This is a genomic window from Ensifer meliloti (assembly GCF_030064585.1).
GTDB lineage: Bacteria > Pseudomonadota > Alphaproteobacteria > Rhizobiales > Rhizobiaceae > Sinorhizobium > Sinorhizobium meliloti.
In genome coordinates this window covers 77,083-94,894 of the sequence record NZ_CP120365.1, presented here as the reverse complement: position 1 = coordinate 94,894, position 17,812 = coordinate 77,083, and the positions used below count along the sequence as shown (strand labels likewise).

The window sequence follows — 17,812 nt, the reverse complement described above, 5'->3', positions numbered from 1 at the left end:
GGGAACCGATGGCCAGTCGACCCCGTCAATCAATGGGTAGTTCAATCTCGTCCAGCATTCGAAAGACGCCAGCGCGGAATGCTGTGCTGTCCTTCGATCGGGACCATCCTCTTGAAGAACCCATTACCCAAAAGCCGTTTTCGACAGGCTTTTGGGTAATATGTTCTAAAAACGGTCAAAGAGAGGCGGCCACGAGGGCCACCTCCCTTTCGCATTTCGTCGAATTACTTGACGTCGACCTTCGCGCCAGCGTCTTCGAGCTTCTTCTTGAGGTCAGCAGCTTCAGCCTTGGAAACGGCTTCCTTGACAGCCTTCGGAGCGCCTTCGACGAGGTCCTTGGCTTCCTTGAGGCCGAGACCGGTGATAGCGCGGACTTCCTTGATGACGTTGATCTTGTTCGCGCCGGCATCCGTCAGGATGACATCGAACTCGGTCTTTTCTTCTTCGACCGGAGCAGCAGCGCCAGCAGCACCACCGGCAGCAGCAACGGCTACCGGAGCAGCGGCGGAAACGCCCCACTTTTCTTCGAGAAGCTTGGAAAGCTCAGCAGCTTCCAGGACGGTCAGCGAGGAGAGGTCTTCAACGATCTTTGCGAGATCAGCCATTTTACTTTTCCTTTTGTTCGGTTCGAACTGGTTTTAAATACAACAGCGAAATTCCGCCTCAGGCGGCTTCGTCCTTCTTGGCATAGGCCGAGAACACGCGGGCAAGCTGGCTTGCCGGTGCTGCGACAACCGTCGCGACGCGGGTTGCCGGGGCGTTGATGAGGCCCAGCAGCTTCGCGCGCAGCTCGTCGAGCGAAGGCAGGGTCGCAAGCGACTTGACACCTTCGGCGTTGAGCGTGGTTGCCCCCATGGCGCCGCCCAGAACAACGAGCTTGTCGTTGGTCTTTGCGAAATCCATGACGACCTTCGGAGCCGTTACGGGGTCTTCGCTGAAAGCGATCAGCGTCTGCCCCTTGAAGAGATCGGTCATCCCTTCAGACTCCGTGCCCTGAAGAGCGATCTTGGCCAGGCGGTTTTTCGCGACTCTGACGGTGCCGCCAGCAGCGCGCATCTTCGAACGGAAGTCGTTCATCTGCGCAACTGTGACACCAGCATAGTGGGCCACGACAACCGAACCGGAAGCCTTGAAGACTTCGTTCAGCTCCGTGACGAATTCGCGTTTTTCCGCTCTTTCCACTGTCTGTCTCCAGTTGGCAGGGTTGCTCATCGCAGCCCTGCCGGGTTTGCCTTTGTCACCCGGGATCATTCTCGATCCCAAGCAACGCTTGAGGATCCTGTCCCTTGGCGTTCCCGGGGAGCCGGGTCTGACACAAGGCAAGCGAGGTTCGAACCGAATTCCGACGCGTCCGCGTCTTCGTGAAATTCAGATCTTACCCGTCTCATGCGGGCCAGGTGATTAAGGTAAAACCACCCGCAATCTCGGACAGGAGTTCCGGGCGGTAGGCCCGGAATTTCCGGCCCCGAAAGGCCGGAAATCTGGTTACGGGCCGAAGCCCGTCAAACTATCTATCAGGCAGCGCTGATCGTTGCCGGGTCGACCTTGAGGCCGGGGCCCATCGTCGAAGAAACAGCTACGCGCTTGACGTAGTTGCCCTTGGCGCCGGTCGGCTTTGCCTTGATCACGGCATCTGCGAAGGCACGGATGTTCTCTTCGAGCGCCTTGGCGTCGAAAGAAGCCTTGCCGATGCCGGCGTGAACGATACCTGCCTTCTCCACGCGGAACTCGACCGCGCCGCCCTTCGAAGCCTTCACGGCTCCGGTGACGTCCATGGTGACGGTGCCGACCTTCGGGTTCGGCATCATGCCACGGGGGCCGAGAACCTTACCGAGACGGCCGACGAGCGGCATCATGTCGGGGGTCGCAATGCAGCGATCGAAGTCGATCTTGCCGCCCTGGACGATTTCGACGAGCTCTTCCGCACCGACGACGTCGGCGCCGGCAGCCTTGGCTTCGTCAGCCTTCGCGCCACGGGCGAAAACGGCGACGCGAACCGACCGGCCGGTGCCGTTCGGCAGATTGACCACGCCGCGGACCATCTGGTCGGCATGGCGCGGATCGACGCCGAGGTTCATCGCGACTTCGATCGTTTCGTCGAACTTGGCCGTCGCACGCTCCTTGACCAGCGTTACGGCTTCGGTGAGGCCATAGAGCTTCGTCGGATCGACGCCCTCGCGGGACTTCTGTACACGCTTTGCAATCTTCGCCATGGTCTTAGCCCGTCACTTCCAGGCCCATGGAGCGGGCCGAGCCCTCAACCATCGCCATTGCGCCATCGATATCGGCCGCGTTGAGGTCCTTCATCTTGGCCTCTGCGATCGTGCGGATCTGAGCCTTGGAGATCGAGCCGGCCTTGGCCTTGCCCGGGGTCTTGGAGCCCGCCTGGACCTTCGCTTCGCGCTTCAGGAAGTAGCTGACCGGCGGCTGCTTCATGACGAATGTGAAGGACTTGTCCTGGTAATAGGTGATGACGACCGGGATCGGCATACCCTTTTCCATTTCCTGCGTGGCGGCGTTGAACGCCTTGCAGAATTCCATGATGTTAATGCCACGCTGACCAAGCGCAGGACCGATCGGCGGCGACGGATTCGCCGAGCCGGCCTTTACCTGCAGCTTGAGCTGGCCTGCAACTTTCTTAGCCATTTCTCTCTGCCTTTCACTGCTCCTTTGCGGCGAGGCCGAAAAGGGAGCTCATCAGCCGGTTGCCCGGCCATTTGCCGATCGATCGATCGGCGGCTGCGGTTGCGTGGTGCGGATGAACCGACCCGGCTTAAGGTCGGAAACCTCCCACGCGATGCGGATCGCTCCGCCGAACAGGCCGATGAATCGACCTGCCCATTCCTATTGGCTTACGCTCTATCAGACCTTTTCGACCTGGCCGTATTCCAGCTCGACAGGCGTCGCGCGGCCAAAGATCGACACCTCGACCTTCAAGCGCGACCGCTCTTCATCGACATCCTGAACGGTGCCGTTGAACGATGCGAAGGGGCCGTCGGAAACGCGGACCTGCTCGCCGATCTCGAACGAGACCGAAGGCTTCGGGCGCTCGACGCCGTCCTGCACCTGACCGAGAATGCGATCGGCCTCATGATCAGGAATCGGCACCGGCTTGCTGTCCGTACCAAGGAAACCCGTCACTTTCGGCGTGTTCTTGATAAGGTGATAGGCCTCGTCGGTCAGATCGGCGCGAACGAGAACATAACCCGGAAAGAACTTCCGCTCCGCATCGACTTTTCGTCCGCGACGGACCTCGACCACCTTCTCGGTCGGCACGAGAATCTTCTCGAACAGATGTGTGAGACCCTTCTGCTTGGCCTTCTCCTCGATCGATTCGGCGACCTTCTTTTCAAAATTCGAATAGGCGTGAACAATATACCAGCGCGCAGCCATGCTACTCTCCACCCAATCAAGCGCCAACGTTGAGGATCAGGCTCATCACCCAACCCAGCAACTGGTCCGCACCAAAGAAAAAGGCGGCGGCAAAAGAGACCATGACGAAAACCATCAGCGTCGAGATCGTCGTCTCGCGCCGTGAAGGCCAAGTCACTTTCGACGTTTCAGCGCGCACCTGCTGCAGAAACGCAAATGGATTTGTTTTGGATGCCATATAATGCTCACGCCATTACGGCGCGTAAAGCCGACGTGTCAGCCCCACGCACCGCGTGTCTGTTTGGACCCTACATAAAGACCGATTGCGAAAACCACAAGAGCCAATCAGCCTTTTTTGTGAATATACAAAGACGGCCGTGCCGCCTTCCCACGCATCCCAACACGGCAGGATCGGGAGAATGGCAGGGGCAGAGGGGCTCGAACCCCCGACCTGCGGTTTTGGAGACCGCCGCTCTACCAACTGAGCTATACCCCTACGGTGCCGCGACGCAACCCGAACCGGCTGCGTCCCAAGTCAGCGGCTTAATATTCAGTTTGCCGGACGCTTTCAAGCGCATTCGCAGCAAAAGCCAAAAAAGATTCGACAAAATTTCAGCGGACGCTCGATCGGCGGCAGCGACGCAGAGTGTGTGCGGTTTTCCGCTGCACCCGCGTCTCAACGTAACAGAATCGATCACCTTCATGATTTTGAGTCGACCCGACCTAAAATCCTCATCCCTGTGCTCGTCACAGGGATCCAGCCAGACCAAGTCCTTGGGCTGAAAGAACGCTTCCCGCGCCGCAGACGCGGCGCTGCTCTCATCTCTGTGACAAGCACAGAGATGAGGAGAGATTGCAGGCGACAAAACCCACTAGAGCGCCAACGCCATTATCCATCTCGCAGCAGCCGTCATAAACTCAAGATGAATCTCAACATACCCTAGTCGTTCAGCCGCACATATTTACGCCAATCATGCTCTTCCTTGAAACCAAGGACCTCGCGGATCTTGCGATTGGAAAGCAGCCCTTCGAATTCGCCGATCTCGCGCGTGAAGGGAACATTCGGATAGAACTGCCTGGCCAATTCGCGCGAAGGCGTGTTGGCCGAGACCGTGTCGTTCGCGGCGTTGAATATCGCGAAGCCCAGGCCGTCCTTCTCAACGCAGAGCTTCACGATCTGGCCGAGGTCGCGGGCATCGATATAGCTCCAGGCGATCCTTTTGCGGATCTCCGGATGGGCGAAATAATGCGGGAAGTCTGCATATTCATGCGGCTCGATCACGTTGCCGATGCGCAAGGCGTAAATATCGAAGCCGGAGCGCTCCGCGAAGGCCCTCGCCGTCTTCTCGTTCACCACCTTGGAGAGCCCGTAGGAATCCATCGGATCGACATCGTAATCCTCTTCGAGAGGAAAATGATGGAAGTCACGGTGCCCCTCCGCAAAGCAGACGCCATAGGTCGTCTCGCTGGAAGCGACGATGATCTTTCGGATGCCGAGCTTCACCGCCGCCTCGATGACGTTGTAGGTCCCCATCACGTTGACCCGGAAGGTTTCGTTGTCGGGCTTGATGAGGATGCGCGGAATGGCCGCGAAATGCACGACGGCATCGAAGGGCTGCGTGCCGCGGTCGAGATCGGGGAAGTCCCGGTGCATCGACAGCGCATTGAACATCTGGCCGCTGTCGGTGATGTCGGCGATCAGATTGGTGACGCCGGGGCTGTCGAGCGGCACGAGATCGACATTGTGCACGTCATAGCCGGCCTCGACGAGATAGGGCACGGCGTGCCGCCCGGCCTTCCCCGAGCCGCCGGTAAACAGAATTCGCTTTTTCATGATATATCCCCACGCAGAAGAAGACGTGCTGCAGCGACTGTACTGTATGCGCCGCTCCGTAGGTTAGGTACTTTGCGCCTTTGCGCAAGATCGATCGTGCGTGCCACCGGGTGTTCCTGCCGGATTCACCACTTCAGACTATAGCGGACATCGACCACGCTCCGCGGCGCCAGCAACGGATCGGCGACCGCCGCGCCGAGGCGCAGATTTCCGAAATTCTGTTCCACCCCAATCCGGCTCACACCACTGATGCCGTCACGCGAAACCTGGCTCTGCACGGTGAGCGACGTTCGGCTTGCGGGAGACACGAGCTTGGCGGATTGCGTCAGCCTCGGTTCGCTGCACCGGTTCTCATAGGCGTTGCATTGGAGAGCGATGCTCCTGTGGACCTCCGCATCAAGCGTGGGCGTGACGATCCAGCTGCGCGCGGTACCGGCGCCGAAGTTGCCGGTCCCTCGCAAGGCATTGTAATCCACGCTGACCTGAGAGGAACGCGTGACCGCCCCTCGCCCGCTCCCGCGCGAAACCGTTCCCCAGAGGCGGACCGGCGTGCCGGGCGGATTGATCTTGCCCGAGCGTGTGGCGTCCATCGAGACTTCGGCGCCGGCGGACGTGTTCCATCGCCCCGTCCGGCGAACGCCGAACCGGAATTTGTAGGCGTTGGCTCCGGTCTTGGAGGGCGACCAGATAAGCGGGCGGTCATCGGCGGCCGAGGCGAATTGCGGGGACTTCCCGACGCAGATCAAAACGATGCCAGCCGCGGCAAGCCGCGTGGAAATACGTCTTCTCATTGGATTCCGATCCTGCTGCATATGTCCTTTGACCGGAACCGATCGAAGGACAAGACATGCACCAATTTCAACGCGCTACGGTGAAACCTTTGCGCGTTTGGCAAAGACGCGCGGCGCTGTAGGCCGCAACCGTTGCCATTCGCAAGTCGTCAGGACCGGAAGGTAACACGGACCGGCGGCAAGGTCCCGTGATAATCGGACGTCGCGTGTGGGACTATGCAAACACTGTTGCAGACATCACACGCGAAAGAGATCGCCCCACCGCTTCAAAAAGCGTTGATTTGGTAATCCGCCATAAAAAAACCCCGCGGTTGCCCGCGGGGTTGGAAGTCCGATCCGAACCGGAATTACTCGACGATGGAGGCGACGATGCCTGCGCCGACGGTGCGGCCGCCTTCGCGGATAGCGAAGCGCAGCTTTTCTTCCATCGCGATCGGCACGATCAGCTCGACGTCAACCGTGACGTTGTCGCCCGGCATGACCATTTCCGTGCCTTCCGGAAGCGTCACGATGCCGGTCACGTCCGTCGTGCGGAAGTAGAACTGCGGACGGTAGTTGGTGAAGAACGGCGTGTGACGGCCACCCTCTTCCTTCGTCAGGATGTAGGCTTCAGCCTTGAACTTGCGGTGCGGCTTGACCGAACCCGGCTTGCACAGAATCTGACCGCGCTCGACGCCGTTGCGGTCGACACCGCGAAGCAGCGCGCCGATGTTGTCGCCGGCCTGGCCCTGGTCGAGCAGCTTGCGGAACATTTCAACGCCCGTGCAGGTCGTCTTCGTCGTCGGACGGATGCCGACGATCTCGATTTCCTCACCGACCTTGACGATGCCGCGCTCGACGCGACCGGTCACGACCGTACCGCGGCCCGAGATCGAGAACACGTCTTCGATCGGCATCAGGAACGGCTGGTCGATCGGACGCTCAGGCGTCGGGATGTAGGCGTCGACCGCAGCCATCAGCTCGCGGATCGCGTCTTCGCCGATCTTCTTGTCCGAATCTTCAAGCGCGGCCAGAGCCGAACCCTTGACGATCGGAATGTCGTCGCCCGGGAATTCGTAGGACGACAGCAGTTCGCGCACTTCCAGCTCGACGAGCTCGAGCAGTTCCGCGTCGTCGACCTGGTCGACCTTGTTCAGGAACACGACGATCGCCGGAACGCCGACCTGGCGGGCCAGCAGGATGTGTTCGCGCGTCTGCGGCATCGGGCCGTCAGCGGCCGAAACAACCAGGATCGCGCCGTCCATCTGCGCCGCACCGGTGATCATGTTCTTGACGTAGTCGGCGTGGCCGGGGCAGTCGACATGCGCATAGTGACGGTTCGGCGTCTCGTATTCGACGTGCGCCGTCGAAATGGTGATGCCGCGGGCCTTTTCTTCCGGCGCAGCGTCGATCTGGTCATACGCCTTGAACTCGCCGAAATACTTCGTGATCGCTGCCGTCAGCGACGTCTTGCCATGGTCAACGTGGCCAATCGTGCCAATGTTGACGTGCGGCTTATTGCGCTCAAATTTGCTCTTTGCCATGGGTACGCTTCCTGTGGTCAAATCGGATGGATCAGCCGGCGGGGCCGGTTTGTCGAGCCGTTTAAGGGTTTCGTCGCATTTGCGCAAGACTTAATTGCGTGCGCCGGAACGGCAAGGTCTCGCCTCCTTAGAAAGGCAGCGGCAAGCGGCGGCAGAAGCACCCAAAGCGCAACGCCTCAGGCCGGAAAACAGAACGTAAACAGGCGCATGCGGCACAAACCTAAAGTGCAGCGGAATTTTTGTTATGCTTTGAAAAAGAAGCTGGAGCGGGTAGCGGGAATCGAACCCGCGTATTCAGCTTGGAAGGCTGCTGCTCTACCATTGAGCTATACCCGCGGGCCTTCGATCCTGAAGCAGAATGGTGGAGGGAGTTGGATTTGAACCAACGTAGGCTGAGCCAACGGATTTACAGTCCGTCCCCTTTAACCACTCGGGCATCCCTCCATTTTTCTGTCGGGATCAATCGACCAAGCATTTGAGATCGCGTAAGAACCGGCGCCGTTTGTCGCCGCCCCTCGATCTGCGCCGGGTATATGACCGCCTGCATTCGTCCTGTCAACACGGCGAAATGCAAATTTTCAGAATTTCTCCACAGGCGGCCGCAGCGGCGATTTTCCGAAATCAGTTTCAACCCGGGGCGAAGCTCACTATAAGACCGGCATGAGCAAGGACAAGACCGGCGACAAGAGCGCCAGAGACACCCATTATGCAAATCTCCGCCGTGCGCACCGGGACGCAAGGCGCGAACGCGGGGAGATTCCAACCCCGCGTCAGGACAAGCGCGGAAAGCCCCCCGCCGACTGGAAGCCGCCGGCACTCGCCCCGGACCAGGTGCTCCTCTACGGCCTGCACACGGTCCGCGCAGCCCTCGACAATCCGGAACGCCGCATCATCCGCCTCTCGGTCACGCAGAACGCCGCCGCACGCCTGGATCTCGGAGATCTCACGGCGCTCCCTTTTCCGACCGAGACCGTAATGCCGCAGGAACTCGACCGGATACTCGGGCCCGATGCCATTCACCAGGGCGTGATGCTGGAGACGCAGCCTCTGCCGCACCGCAAGCTCGAGGCTCTTCGCGACTGCCCCTTGATTCTCGTTCTCGATCAGGTGACCGACCCCCACAATGTCGGAGCGATCATGCGCTCGGCGGTCGCCTTCGACGCAGGCGCACTCATTACGACGATGCGCCACAGTCCGACCGAATCGGGTGTTTTGGCGAAATCGGCCTCGGGTGCGCTGGAACTCATTCCTTATATCCAGATCACCAATCTCGCCGACACCCTCGAAGAGCTCCACGAACTCGGCTTCATGACGATCGGCCTCGATTCCGAGGGGCCGCAGCCGCTCGAAGGCACATTCGCCGGCGACAAGATCGCGCTCGTGCTCGGATCGGAGGGCAAGGGCCTGCGCCAGAAGACGCGGCAGACGGTCAAGGCGCTCGCCCGGCTCGACATGCCCGGCGCGATCAAGTCGCTGAACGTGTCGAATGCCGCCGCCATCGCGATGTACGCGGCGAGACATCATCTTAAGGGATAGGAGCCGACGGGACGATCGTCACGGCGAGCCCCGCCGTCGGGCAGCCGTCCTGCAATCTTTTCCATGTCGTGACGTTGAGGTTCATTTCGCAGCGCGCGAGATAGGAGATATCGCCGATGCGGATGCAGGCAGTCTGCCCGAGTTCGTATTTCGCTCCGTCGCGGTGTCGGCAGGTGCAACGCCCGCCCGGCGCAGACGCGGAAACACTTCCGGCCACCAGGGCGACGGCCGCGAGCGACAACGCCAGAAACCGCAGGGCGCGCACGCATTTCATGCCCGACAGAATAGCGCAGTTTCGACCCGATCAGAAACGGAGAATGCCGGCTGATCGCTCGGCCGGCATCCTCCGCAACGAACCGGCGCCACAGCGCCGGCCGAATGGTTAGCTCGCGAGCTTCAGAACGTTGCCCTCGGCAATCGTCTTTTCGGCTTCGGCGATGGCGAACTGCTTCTGGTCGGGGCCGAGATTCAGGCCCTCTGCGCGGATGAACTCGATGTCCGTTATGCCGAAGAAACCGAAGACCGACCGCAGATAGGTTTCCTGGTGGTCCATGGCGGAAGCCGGGGCGACCGAATAATGACCGCCACGGGTGGAGGCGACGATCAGCTTCTTGCCCTTGGCGAGGCCTTCCGGTCCTGCTTCGGTGTAGCGGAAGGTTTTGCCGGCAACGGCCAAGCGGTCGATCCACGCCTTGAGCTGGCTCGGGATCGAGAAGTTGTACATCGGCGCACCGACGACGACCGTGTCGGCAGCCAGGAATTCCTCGAGCATCTGGCGGCCGATGCGAACATCAGCGGCCAAAGCGGCGTCGACACCTTCGAGATCTGCAGGCGCCATGATCTGTGCGCCGGTCAGGTGCGGAACGCGTTCGGATGCGAGATCCCGATAGGTGATCTCCGCATCGGGCCGGTCGGCCTTGAGCTGCGAGACAATTGCCGATGTCAGGCGGCGGGAGACGGAGTGTTCGCCGAGAATGCCGGAGTCGATGTGAAGGATTTTCATGGGAAGCACCTTTGCTTACGTTGCGGTGCATCACATATGATCTGCAAACAATCCTTCGATAAGTCAGCGAATATTTGACATTCCGTTTCCCCAGGGAAACAATTCGGCATATATCGCGAACAGGTGGCCGCCTGGGCTCCAATCGTCGCCCTCCAATGGACGACGAGCTGCACCGATCGTCGATACCGCCTTTGATGGGAGGCACTCATGCAGGATCTCAACGATATCGCGCTCTTCGCCGCAGTCGTCAAACACAACGGCTTCAGCGCCGCCGCGCGCGACCTGAACGTGCCGAAATCCAAGCTCAGCAAACATGTCGCACGCCTGGAGGAGCAATTGGGCGTGCGCCTGCTCGAGCGCTCGACGCGCAAGCTTCGGATGACCGAGGTCGGCCGCATCTTCTACGAGCACGCCCAGGGGTTGCTCGACGGCGTGGCCGCAGCCGAAGCCGAGATCGCCGCAGTGCGCGCCGAGCCGACGGGCGTCGTCCGGCTCGCCTGTCCTATCGGCTTCACACCGATGCTCGCCGACATCCTGCCCGCCTTCCACCGCCGATATCCGGGCGTCCGCCTGCTGATCACCGCCTCCAACCGGCGGATCGATCTCATCGAGGAACGGATCGACGTGGCCTTGCGCGCGCGCGACCAGCTCGACACCGACAGCCAGCTGATCGTCCGCAAATTCGGCGAGGTGCGCCAACGCCTCGCCGCCAGCCCGACGCTTCTCGCGCGCCTCGGCGGGATCACGACCGACAATCTTTCGCAAATGCCGACGCTGTCGATGAACGAACAGCACCCCAATGATGTCTGGCGGCTCGTACACGCAACCGGGGGAGCGATCGAGATCGCTCACCGGCCCGTCGTCGGCTGCAGCGATTTTCTCATCCTCGAGCGCGCGGCCATCGAAGGCATGGGCATAGCGCTGCTGCCCGACCATATTTGCGAGCGCGCCTTCCGAACCGGCGCCCTGGTTCCGGTCCTGCCGGAGTGGACCTCCGGCAACGTTATGGTCCACCTCGTCTTCCCCTCGCGCCACGGCCTGCTGCCCGCGACCCGCGCCCTCATCGACTTTCTGGCGGAAAATCTGATCAAGGCGCTGGAGCGCTGCCGCGAGGTCGATCCGAGGCCAGCGGCATCGTTCGAGATTTGATGATATTGCTTCGTACCTCCCGCCCGTATCCGCCTCGAAGCCAAGGCATTCTCAAGGCGCAGAGGGCGCCGGTGATCGGTATGGGGAGGCATTTGGGAAACCCGGAGACTTCAAGATGAGCAACGCGCTGGTGCCAGAGTTCGCTGTCTCCGATTGGCAGGCTTCCAAAGAACTCTACTGTAATATCCTCGGTTTCTCGTGCGACTACGAACGGCCGGAAGAGGGCTTTTGTTATCTAAGTCTGGACGGCGCGGAACTCATGATTGATCAGATCGGCACGGGGCGTACCTTCGAGGACGGCCACCTTCCGCAGAGTTATCCCTTTGGAAAGGGGCTGAACGTCCAAATTCGGGTTGCCTCAGCCGACGCCCTGGTCCGAGCATTGACCGACAGGGGAATCGCGCTCTACCTCCCCCTCGAAGAACGCTGGTATCGAAGGGGTGAGGAAGAGGTCGGCAATCGCCAGTTCGTGGTCGCGGATCCCGACGGATACTTGCTACGGTTCTATGAGCCTTTGGGGCGCCGCCCCCGAACTTCATGAGGCTGCTTCTCATCTTGGCCCGCTGAAGCGGAGTTCAGCAGGGCCATATGAGAGCCTGTTGGCCCTAGTACGCAGCCGAACCAGACAAATCGGCGAAACGATTTGCCGCATCTCCAATTCCGAGTGCGGATCAACACCAAAACCGAAGCAAAAATAACCGCGAAAAAGAGATATGGTGCCCCCAGAGAGACTCGAACTCCCGACCTACTGATTACAAATCAGCCGCTCTACCAACTGAGCTATAAGGGCATATTAGCGCTGGGAGTTACCATATTCTCCCCCGGTGTAAAGCAAAAATGCAGCTTCTCCCAATTTTTCGGATGCGTTCGCGCCGAGGCCGTGCCAGAAAAAGCGACCGTGGCGTCTACAGCGCCGCCCGCCTAAATTGATGTGAAAACAAGCGGAAGCGCCCCTGCCCCCGCAATGACAGACGGACTGAGTTCATGGCCCGCAAGTTCAACTCCCTTGCCTTCATCGCATCGCCGGCGGAGGAAGCGCAGAAGGCGGCCGAGGATCTCCGGGCCGTCTATGGGGATCATGATCCGGACAAGGCCGACGTGATCGTTGCGCTGGGCGGCGACGGCTTCATGCTGCACACGCTGCACAGGACGATGAATACCGGCAAGCTCGTCTACGGGATGAACCGCGGCTCGGTCGGGTTCCTGATGAACCGCTACAGCACCGAGAACCTGCATCAGCGAATCGCCAATGCCGACGAAAACGCATTTCATCCGCTCGAAATGCGCACAACGGACGTCAACGGCGATAAGTTCACCGCGCTTGCCATCAACGAGGTTTACCTTTTTCGCCAGTCCTACCAGGCCGCGAAGCTGAAGGTCATGGTGGACGGAAAGACGCGGCTCGACGAATTGACCTGCGACGGGCTGCTTCTGGCAACGCCTGCGGGCTCCACCGCCTATAATCTTTCTGCGCACGGGCCGATCCTGCCGTTGGAAGCGCCGCTTCTGGCGCTGACGCCCGTCAGCCCCTTCCGGCCGCGGCGCTGGCGCGGGGCGCTGTTGCCGAATCACGTAACAGTGGACATCGAAATCCTCGAGGCCGACAAGCGACCGGTCAACGCCGTGGCCGATCACCAGGAAGTCAAGTCCGTCGTGCATGTCCGCATCGCCGAATCGGAGAAGCTCACTGCGCGGATCCTTTCGGATCCGGACCATTCCTGGTCCGATCGAATCCTGGCCGAGCAGTTCTCCAATTGAAATCACACGTTGCACGAGCGATATGGTATGATCACGGGCGGTAGCGTGCCTCGCGGTCCCGGCGTTCGGTTGCGAAGGATATCCACATGCACAAGGCCCTGCTGATAACGCTCTGCCTGACCCTGCCCGCAGGCGGGCTATGCGCCCAGGAAAGCGACCTCCTGCCCCCGAATGTCATCTTCGTGACGAGCACGGGCTTTTGGGAGGAGAGCGGCGGCGCGCTGCAGCCGGACGAAAACAGCGACGGCGACAAGAGTGCGAAGTCTGCTGCGCCCGGGGGACGGCGCGGCTATTATAAACTGATTGCCATTCGACAGGAGGACGGCACCGCGCAGGTCCATCTGCAACAGATCGCCTCAACTCCGACCGGCCCCGAGGTGGTTTCCTCCGCGGAACTCGAGGAATTCACGGCGCTGAAACCCTATGTCACCGATATTCGCCCCGAAACCTCGACGGGGATCACGCCGCAGCCGGGCATGTTCGCGACGGTTTATCTGAAGACCGACGCTGGCGCGACCGAGCCCGAGTCCTGGACGGTCCTCATCGATGAGCTCGGCGACATCAAGATCGAGCGGGCGACGAATTGAGGGTTAGATGTGAGCACCGAACTTCGCCCCTCATCCGCCTGCCGGCACCTTCTTCCCGCAAGCGGGGCGAAGAGACAAGCCGCAAAATCCCAGCCCCCTCTCCATCGTAGAAGGAGCATAGGACGGGCGTAGAAGGAGCACAGGGAGGAACCCGCATGTCCCTTCTCCCCGTCAGAACGCTACGGCATGCACATATCTCTTGCGCGCCGGTGCGGCGGATACTGCTCATGAAAGGGATCCCTCGCGAACCCAACCGCCTCAACCCCGCTCGGTCGGGATTGCCCCTCAACCGGCTGCCGCCACCTTCTCCCCGCAGGCGGGGAGAAGGGATATGCCGCGCCCACTCGCTCCCTCGGGCGGGCGGTGAATGCGGGGTTCAGTTGGCGCCGCTTGTCCCTTCTCCCCGCCTGCGGGGAGAAGGTGCCGGCAGGCGGATGAGGGGCGGCTTTCAGCGTAGGCCGCACGCCGCGCATGCCCCCTCAACACCGGAGCACTGGCAATCAGCTCAGGTCGTCGACGGCCGCATCCGCGCCGCCGCTGACGCGATGCGCAAGGGCTGCCTCCATGAATTCATTCAGTTCACCGTCGAGCACGTCGCCCGGGCTGCTGCTTTCGACTCCCGTCCTCAAATCCTTCACCAGCTGGTAGGGCTGCAGGACGTAGGAGCGGATCTGGTGACCCCAGCCGATATCGGTCTTCGATGCCGCCTCGGCGTTGGCCGCCTCCTCGCGCTTCTTCAGTTCAGCCTCGTAGAGCCGCGCGCGAAGCATGTCCCATGCCTTGGCGCGGTTCTTGTGCTGCGAGCGTTCCTGCTGGCACTGCACCACGATGCCGCTCGGCATATGCGTGATGCGCACGGCCGAATCGGTCGTATTGACGTGCTGACCGCCGGCGCCCGAGGAGCGGTAGGTATCGATCCGGCAATCGCTTTCGTTGATGTCGATCTGGATCGATTCGTCCACGACGGGATAGACCCAGATGGACGAAAAGGACGTATGACGGCGAGCATTGCTGTCATACGGAGAAATGCGGACGAGGCGATGCACGCCCGATTCCGTCTTCAGCCAGCCATAGGCATTGTGCCCCTTGACGAGGAGCGTGGCCGATTTGATGCCCGCTTCTTCCCCGTCCTGGATTTCCATGAGCTCGACTTTGTAGCCCTGGCGTTCGGCCCATCGGGTATACATGCGAAGCAGCATGTTCGCCCAGTCCTGGCTTTCCGTGCCGCCGGCGCCCGAATGGACTTCGAGATATGTGTCGTTCTGGTCGGCCTCGCCCGAAAGCATGGCCTCGACCTGCTTTTTCGCCGCCTCGCCGCGCAGTTGGCGAAGCGCTTCCTCGGCCTCCGCGACGATCGCCGAATCGCCCTCCTCGTCACCGAGTTCGATGAGCTCGATGTTGTCGTTGAGCTGCTGCTCGAAGCGGCGCAGGCCATTGATGCCGTCATCGAGCTGCTGGCGCTCCCGCATCAGCTTCTGCGCCTCGGCCGCGTCGTTCCAGAGCGACGGGTCTTCCGCCTTGTTGTTCAACCAGTCCAGTCGTCTTACCGCCTGGTCCCAGTCAAAGATGCCTCCTCAGCAGGCTTATGGCCTGCTTGATTTCGTCGACGATGTTCTCGATTTCGCTGCGCATGATCCTGCTTCTTCAGGTGATTTTTCGAACGTGACGGTCAAATAGCGATGCCCGCCGCCGATGTAAAGGCGACGGGCATTGCGTGCAATGGAAAGGGGTCAGAACAGTCCGTTGGAGCCGGAGGTTACCGCCTGGTTGGCCTGCGGAGAGGTTCTCAATATCTCTTCCGGCGGCGCATATTCGTCGAGGTCGCCGATGACCGAGAAGGTGTCCGCAGGGCCGGTTCCCGGCTTGAAGGCTTCGATGATCGTGTCCGGCTCGCCCTCGACGGCCGCCATGCCGGTCTTGCGGTTGACGGGAATGAGGCTCATGCCTTCCGGCACCACGAACTTGCCGGGGCGGGTACCCTCCACGGCCTTCTGCATGAAGGCGTTGAAGATCGGCGCCGACAGGCCGCCGCCGGTCGCCCCGCGCCCGAGCGGTGCCGGATCGTCGAAGCCGAGATAGAGCCCCGCGACGAGGTCAGGAGTGTAACCCACGAACCAGGCGTCCTTCTCGTCATTGGTCGTGCCGGTCTTGCCGGCGACAGGGCGATCGAGCTTGATCTTGCCTGCCGCGGTCCCCCGCGCGACGACGCCTTCCATCATGGAGGTGATCTGATAGGAGGTCATCGGATCGAGGACCTGCTCACGATTGTCGATCAGCACCGGCTCTTCCTGCGCTTCCCAATCGTCGGCATTGCAATTCTCGCAGGCCCGGTCCTCGTGGCGGAAGATGGTCTTGCCGTAACGGTCCTGGATCCGGTCGATCAGCGACGGCTTGATCTGCTTGCCGCCATTGGCGATGACGGCATAGGCGGAAACGAGACGCAGCACTGTCGTTTCGCCGGAACCGAGCGACATCGCAAGAAGCGGTGCCATCTTGTCGTAGATCCCGAAACGTTCGGCATATTCGGCGACGATGTTCATGCCCAGGTCGTTGGCAAGCCGGACCGTCATCAGGTTGCGCGATTTTTCGATGCCGAGGCGGAGCGTCGACGGTCCGGCAGAGCCGCCGCCGTAGTTTTCGGGGCGCCAGACCTGACCGCCCGCGACGATCTCGATGGGCGCATCCAGAATGACCGATGCCGGCGTATAGCCGTTGTCGAGGGCGGCCGCGTAGACGAAGGGCTTGAAGGCGGAACCGGGCTGACGCATCGCCTGCGTCGCGCGGTTGAACTCGGACTGTCCGTAGGAGAACCCGCCGACCATCGCCAGCACGCGGCCGGTATGCGGGTCCATCGCGACCAATCCGCCCTGAACCTTCGGCGGCTGGCGCAGCCGATATTCGCCGGCCTCATCCAACGGCTCGACATAGACGACGTCGCCCGGGCCGAAGACCTCTTCCGGCGACTTGGCGCTCTTGCGCTTGCCGCCGGCGGAGCGGTGGGCCCACTGCATGTTCTTGGCGGCAATGCGCCCGGTCACCCGTTCAGGAACGATCTTGCCCGAGACTTCCTTGTCCGGCTGGATGCCGATTTCGGCGCCTTCGCTGTCTACCGAGAGCACGACCGCCAGTTTCCATTCCGGCACGTCGCTGAGCATGGGGATCTTGCTCAGCGGCTCGCCCCAGTCGCCGCCGATCTCGATCGTTTTCACCGGTCCGTGGAAGCCCCGCCGCTCGTCGTAGCTCAAAAGCCCGTCCTGAAGCGCCTTGCGCGCCGCAATCTGCAGCCGCGGATCCAGCGAGGTACGCACGGAAAGCCCGCCCTCGTAAAGGGCCTTGTCGCCGTATTTCTCGATGATCTGGCGGCGCACTTCCTCGGCGAAGAAGTCGGAGGCGAAGAGGTGCGCGCCGCCGCGGCGCGGCTTGACGCCGAGCGGTTGCTGCTTTGCCTCCTCGCCGTCAGCCTTGGTGACGTAACCATTTTCGACCATCCGATCGATCACCCAGTTGCGGCGCTCGATCGCAGCCTCGACCTTGCGGAACGGGTGATAATTGGCCGGCCCCTTGGGCAGGGCCGCAAGATAGGCGGTCTCGGCAATCGTCAGTTCCGTCACCGACTTGTCGAAATAGGTCAGCGCCGCGCCGGCGATGCCGTAGGAATTCAGCCCGAAGAAAATCTCGTTGAGATAGAGCTCGAGAATGCGGTCCTTGCTGTAGGCCTGTTCGATGCGGAAGGAGAGGATCGCTTCCTTGATCTTGCGATCGAGCGTCTGGTCGGAGCTCAGAAGGAAGTTCTTGGCGACCTGCTGGGTGATCGTCGAGGCGCCGACGGGGCGCCGACCGGAGCCGAAATTCTGCAGGTTGACGGCGATGGCGCGCGCGAGGCCCGTCACGTCGATGCCCGGATGCTGGTAGAAGTTCTTGTCTTCCGCCGAGATGAATGCGGCCTTGACGCGATCGGGTATTGCCTGAATGGGCAGATATAGCCGGCGCTCGCGCGCATATTCGGCCATCAGCGCGCCGTTACCCGCATGGAAGCGTGTCGTCACCGGCGGAGCATAATTGGCCAGAACCTCGTAATCGGGGAGGTCCTTCGTGATGGCGCCGAGATAGATCGCGACGGCCGCGGCTGTGCCAAGCAGCAGAAACGCACCAATGCCGAAAAAATATCCAATCAGTCTGATCATCAGTCAGGTACCGGTATCTAATTATCGTCCCATTGCGAGGTCGCCGAATGCCCGAACGCTCGTTTTCCGCGAAGG

General features: G+C 61.1%; 18 protein-coding genes and 4 tRNA genes. 5 read left to right on the top strand and 17 right to left on the bottom strand.

The window, feature by feature from the left end; translation table 11 throughout:
* Positions 1 to 224: 224 nt before the first annotated feature.
* The 12 genes from rplL to PZL22_RS07455 all read right to left on the bottom strand — a co-directional run bounded on the left by rplL (position 225) and on the right by PZL22_RS07455 (position 7,964).
* Entirely contained in the window at positions 225 to 605 is a 381-nt protein-coding gene (rplL, locus tag PZL22_RS07510; RefSeq protein ID WP_003536194.1) for a 50S ribosomal protein L7/L12, read from the bottom strand.
* A 58-nt stretch (positions 606 to 663) separates the two neighbouring features.
* On the bottom strand, positions 664 to 1,182 hold the full coding sequence (gene rplJ / locus PZL22_RS07505; RefSeq protein WP_003536192.1) for a 50S ribosomal protein L10: 519 nt from the start codon (positions 1,180 to 1,182) through the stop codon (positions 664 to 666).
* A 332-nt stretch (positions 1,183 to 1,514) separates the two neighbouring features.
* On the bottom strand, positions 1,515 to 2,213 hold the full coding sequence (gene rplA, locus PZL22_RS07500; protein ID WP_003536190.1) for a 50S ribosomal protein L1: 699 nt from the start codon (positions 2,211 to 2,213) through the stop codon (positions 1,515 to 1,517).
* A gap of 4 nt (positions 2,214 to 2,217) precedes the next feature.
* Positions 2,218 to 2,646: a 50S ribosomal protein L11 gene (gene rplK, locus PZL22_RS07495; RefSeq protein WP_003536188.1), complete on the bottom strand. Its 429-nt coding sequence runs from the start codon at positions 2,644 to 2,646 to the stop codon at positions 2,218 to 2,220.
* A gap of 216 nt (positions 2,647 to 2,862) precedes the next feature.
* Entirely contained in the window at positions 2,863 to 3,393 is a 531-nt protein-coding gene (nusG, locus tag PZL22_RS07490) for a transcription termination/antitermination protein NusG (protein WP_003536182.1), read from the bottom strand.
* Between the two features lie 16 nt (positions 3,394 to 3,409).
* Positions 3,410 to 3,610: a preprotein translocase subunit SecE gene (gene secE, locus PZL22_RS07485; protein WP_003536180.1), complete on the bottom strand. Its 201-nt coding sequence runs from the start codon at positions 3,608 to 3,610 to the stop codon at positions 3,410 to 3,412.
* 182 nt (positions 3,611 to 3,792) lie between these two features.
* Positions 3,793 to 3,868: transfer RNA gene (locus PZL22_RS07480), tRNA-Trp, on the bottom strand.
* 444 nt (positions 3,869 to 4,312) lie between these two features.
* Complete coding sequence (locus PZL22_RS07475) at positions 4,313 to 5,206, bottom strand: NAD-dependent epimerase/dehydratase family protein (protein WP_003536178.1); 894 nt, start codon at positions 5,204 to 5,206, stop codon at positions 4,313 to 4,315.
* 125 nt (positions 5,207 to 5,331) lie between these two features.
* On the bottom strand, positions 5,332 to 5,997 hold the full coding sequence (locus PZL22_RS07470; RefSeq protein ID WP_003536176.1) for a hypothetical protein: 666 nt from the start codon (positions 5,995 to 5,997) through the stop codon (positions 5,332 to 5,334).
* Positions 5,998 to 6,344: 347 nt separating this feature from the next.
* Positions 6,345 to 7,520, bottom strand: a complete 1,176-nt coding sequence (gene tuf / locus PZL22_RS07465) for an elongation factor Tu (protein WP_010969189.1) — start codon at positions 7,518 to 7,520, stop codon at positions 6,345 to 6,347.
* 262 nt (positions 7,521 to 7,782) lie between these two features.
* Positions 7,783 to 7,856 (bottom strand) — tRNA-Gly (locus PZL22_RS07460).
* A gap of 23 nt (positions 7,857 to 7,879) precedes the next feature.
* Positions 7,880 to 7,964 (bottom strand) — tRNA-Tyr (locus tag PZL22_RS07455).
* 216 nt (positions 7,965 to 8,180) lie between these two features.
* Here PZL22_RS07455 and PZL22_RS07450 point away from each other — a divergent pair.
* Positions 8,181 to 9,056 (top strand): TrmH family RNA methyltransferase, encoded by an 876-nt coding sequence (locus PZL22_RS07450; protein ID WP_003533098.1) that lies wholly within the window; start codon positions 8,181 to 8,183, stop codon positions 9,054 to 9,056.
* Here the strand turns inward: PZL22_RS07450 and PZL22_RS07445 are convergent.
* Together PZL22_RS07445 and PZL22_RS07440 are read right to left on the bottom strand one after the other, a co-directional pair.
* Positions 9,046 to 9,330, bottom strand: a complete 285-nt coding sequence (locus PZL22_RS07445) for a hypothetical protein (RefSeq protein WP_003533097.1) — start codon at positions 9,328 to 9,330, stop codon at positions 9,046 to 9,048. The two genes, PZL22_RS07450 and PZL22_RS07445, sit on opposite strands and share 11 nt — an antisense overlap.
* Before the next feature lie 108 nt (positions 9,331 to 9,438).
* Positions 9,439 to 10,059 (bottom strand): FMN-dependent NADH-azoreductase, encoded by a 621-nt coding sequence (locus PZL22_RS07440; RefSeq protein ID WP_003533096.1) that lies wholly within the window; start codon positions 10,057 to 10,059, stop codon positions 9,439 to 9,441.
* A 207-nt stretch (positions 10,060 to 10,266) separates the two neighbouring features.
* Between PZL22_RS07440 and PZL22_RS07435 the strand changes: the two genes are divergently transcribed.
* Together PZL22_RS07435 and PZL22_RS07430 are read left to right on the top strand one after the other, a co-directional pair.
* Entirely contained in the window at positions 10,267 to 11,208 is a 942-nt protein-coding gene (locus PZL22_RS07435; protein WP_003533095.1) for a LysR family transcriptional regulator, read from the top strand.
* Between the two features lie 115 nt (positions 11,209 to 11,323).
* Complete coding sequence (locus PZL22_RS07430; RefSeq protein WP_003533094.1) at positions 11,324 to 11,749, top strand: bleomycin resistance protein; 426 nt, start codon at positions 11,324 to 11,326, stop codon at positions 11,747 to 11,749.
* Between the two features lie 173 nt (positions 11,750 to 11,922).
* Here the strand turns inward: PZL22_RS07430 and PZL22_RS07425 are convergent.
* Positions 11,923 to 11,998, bottom strand: a tRNA-Thr gene (locus tag PZL22_RS07425).
* A 194-nt stretch (positions 11,999 to 12,192) separates the two neighbouring features.
* Here PZL22_RS07425 and PZL22_RS07420 point away from each other — a divergent pair.
* Both PZL22_RS07420 and PZL22_RS07415 read left to right on the top strand, forming a co-directional pair.
* The gene (locus PZL22_RS07420; RefSeq protein ID WP_003533093.1) at positions 12,193 to 12,966 is read left to right on the top strand and encodes an NAD kinase; all 774 of its coding nucleotides are present in this window, start codon (positions 12,193 to 12,195) and stop codon (positions 12,964 to 12,966) included.
* An 86-nt stretch (positions 12,967 to 13,052) separates the two neighbouring features.
* Positions 13,053 to 13,553, top strand: a complete 501-nt coding sequence (locus PZL22_RS07415; RefSeq protein WP_003533092.1) for a hypothetical protein — start codon at positions 13,053 to 13,055, stop codon at positions 13,551 to 13,553.
* 500 nt (positions 13,554 to 14,053) lie between these two features.
* On the opposite strand, the gene prfB is transcribed toward PZL22_RS07415, so the two are convergent.
* Together prfB and PZL22_RS07405 are read right to left on the bottom strand one after the other, a co-directional pair.
* Positions 14,054 to 15,185 (bottom strand): peptide chain release factor 2 gene (prfB, locus tag PZL22_RS07410; protein WP_100208899.1). Its coding sequence is split into 2 segments (ribosomal slippage): positions 14,054 to 15,115 and positions 15,117 to 15,185, totalling 1,131 coding nucleotides; the frame shifts between segments, so codons are not numbered across the junction.
* 98 nt (positions 15,186 to 15,283) lie between these two features.
* Positions 15,284 to 17,737 carry a penicillin-binding protein 1A gene (locus PZL22_RS07405; RefSeq protein ID WP_284718585.1) on the bottom strand — a complete coding sequence of 818 codons (2,454 nt, stop codon included), beginning with the start codon at positions 17,735 to 17,737 and terminating at the stop codon, positions 15,284 to 15,286.
* Positions 17,738 to 17,812: the final 75 nt, after the last annotated feature.

Bases quoted from the DNA above. Each gene is read 5' to 3' on its own strand.
- PZL22_RS07405 (WP_284718585.1), bottom strand. From the start codon at position 17,737: ATGATCAGACTGATTGGATATTTTTTCGGCATTGGTGCGTTTCTGCTG.
- PZL22_RS07445 (WP_003533097.1), bottom strand. From the start codon at position 9,330: ATGAAATGCGTGCGCGCCCTGCGGTTTCTGGCGTTGTCGCTCGCGGCC.
- rplA (WP_003536190.1), bottom strand. From the start codon at position 2,213: ATGGCGAAGATTGCAAAGCGTGTACAGAAGTCCCGCGAGGGCGTCGAT.
- PZL22_RS07430 (WP_003533094.1), top strand. From the start codon at position 11,324: ATGAGCAACGCGCTGGTGCCAGAGTTCGCTGTCTCCGATTGGCAGGCT.
- rplL (WP_003536194.1), bottom strand. From the start codon at position 605: ATGGCTGATCTCGCAAAGATCGTTGAAGACCTCTCCTCGCTGACCGTC.
- nusG (WP_003536182.1), bottom strand. From the start codon at position 3,393: ATGGCTGCGCGCTGGTATATTGTTCACGCCTATTCGAATTTTGAAAAG.
- tuf (WP_010969189.1), bottom strand. From the start codon at position 7,520: ATGGCAAAGAGCAAATTTGAGCGCAATAAGCCGCACGTCAACATTGGC.
- secE (WP_003536180.1), bottom strand. From the start codon at position 3,610: ATGGCATCCAAAACAAATCCATTTGCGTTTCTGCAGCAGGTGCGCGCT.
- rplK (WP_003536188.1), bottom strand. From the start codon at position 2,646: ATGGCTAAGAAAGTTGCAGGCCAGCTCAAGCTGCAGGTAAAGGCCGGC.
- PZL22_RS07475 (WP_003536178.1), bottom strand. From the start codon at position 5,206: ATGAAAAAGCGAATTCTGTTTACCGGCGGCTCGGGGAAGGCCGGGCGG.
- PZL22_RS07440 (WP_003533096.1), bottom strand. From the start codon at position 10,059: ATGAAAATCCTTCACATCGACTCCGGCATTCTCGGCGAACACTCCGTC.
- PZL22_RS07435 (WP_003533095.1), top strand. From the start codon at position 10,267: ATGCAGGATCTCAACGATATCGCGCTCTTCGCCGCAGTCGTCAAACAC.
- PZL22_RS07470 (WP_003536176.1), bottom strand. From the start codon at position 5,997: ATGAGAAGACGTATTTCCACGCGGCTTGCCGCGGCTGGCATCGTTTTG.
- PZL22_RS07415 (WP_003533092.1), top strand. From the start codon at position 13,053: ATGCACAAGGCCCTGCTGATAACGCTCTGCCTGACCCTGCCCGCAGGC.
- PZL22_RS07420 (WP_003533093.1), top strand. From the start codon at position 12,193: ATGGCCCGCAAGTTCAACTCCCTTGCCTTCATCGCATCGCCGGCGGAG.
- PZL22_RS07450 (WP_003533098.1), top strand. From the start codon at position 8,181: ATGAGCAAGGACAAGACCGGCGACAAGAGCGCCAGAGACACCCATTAT.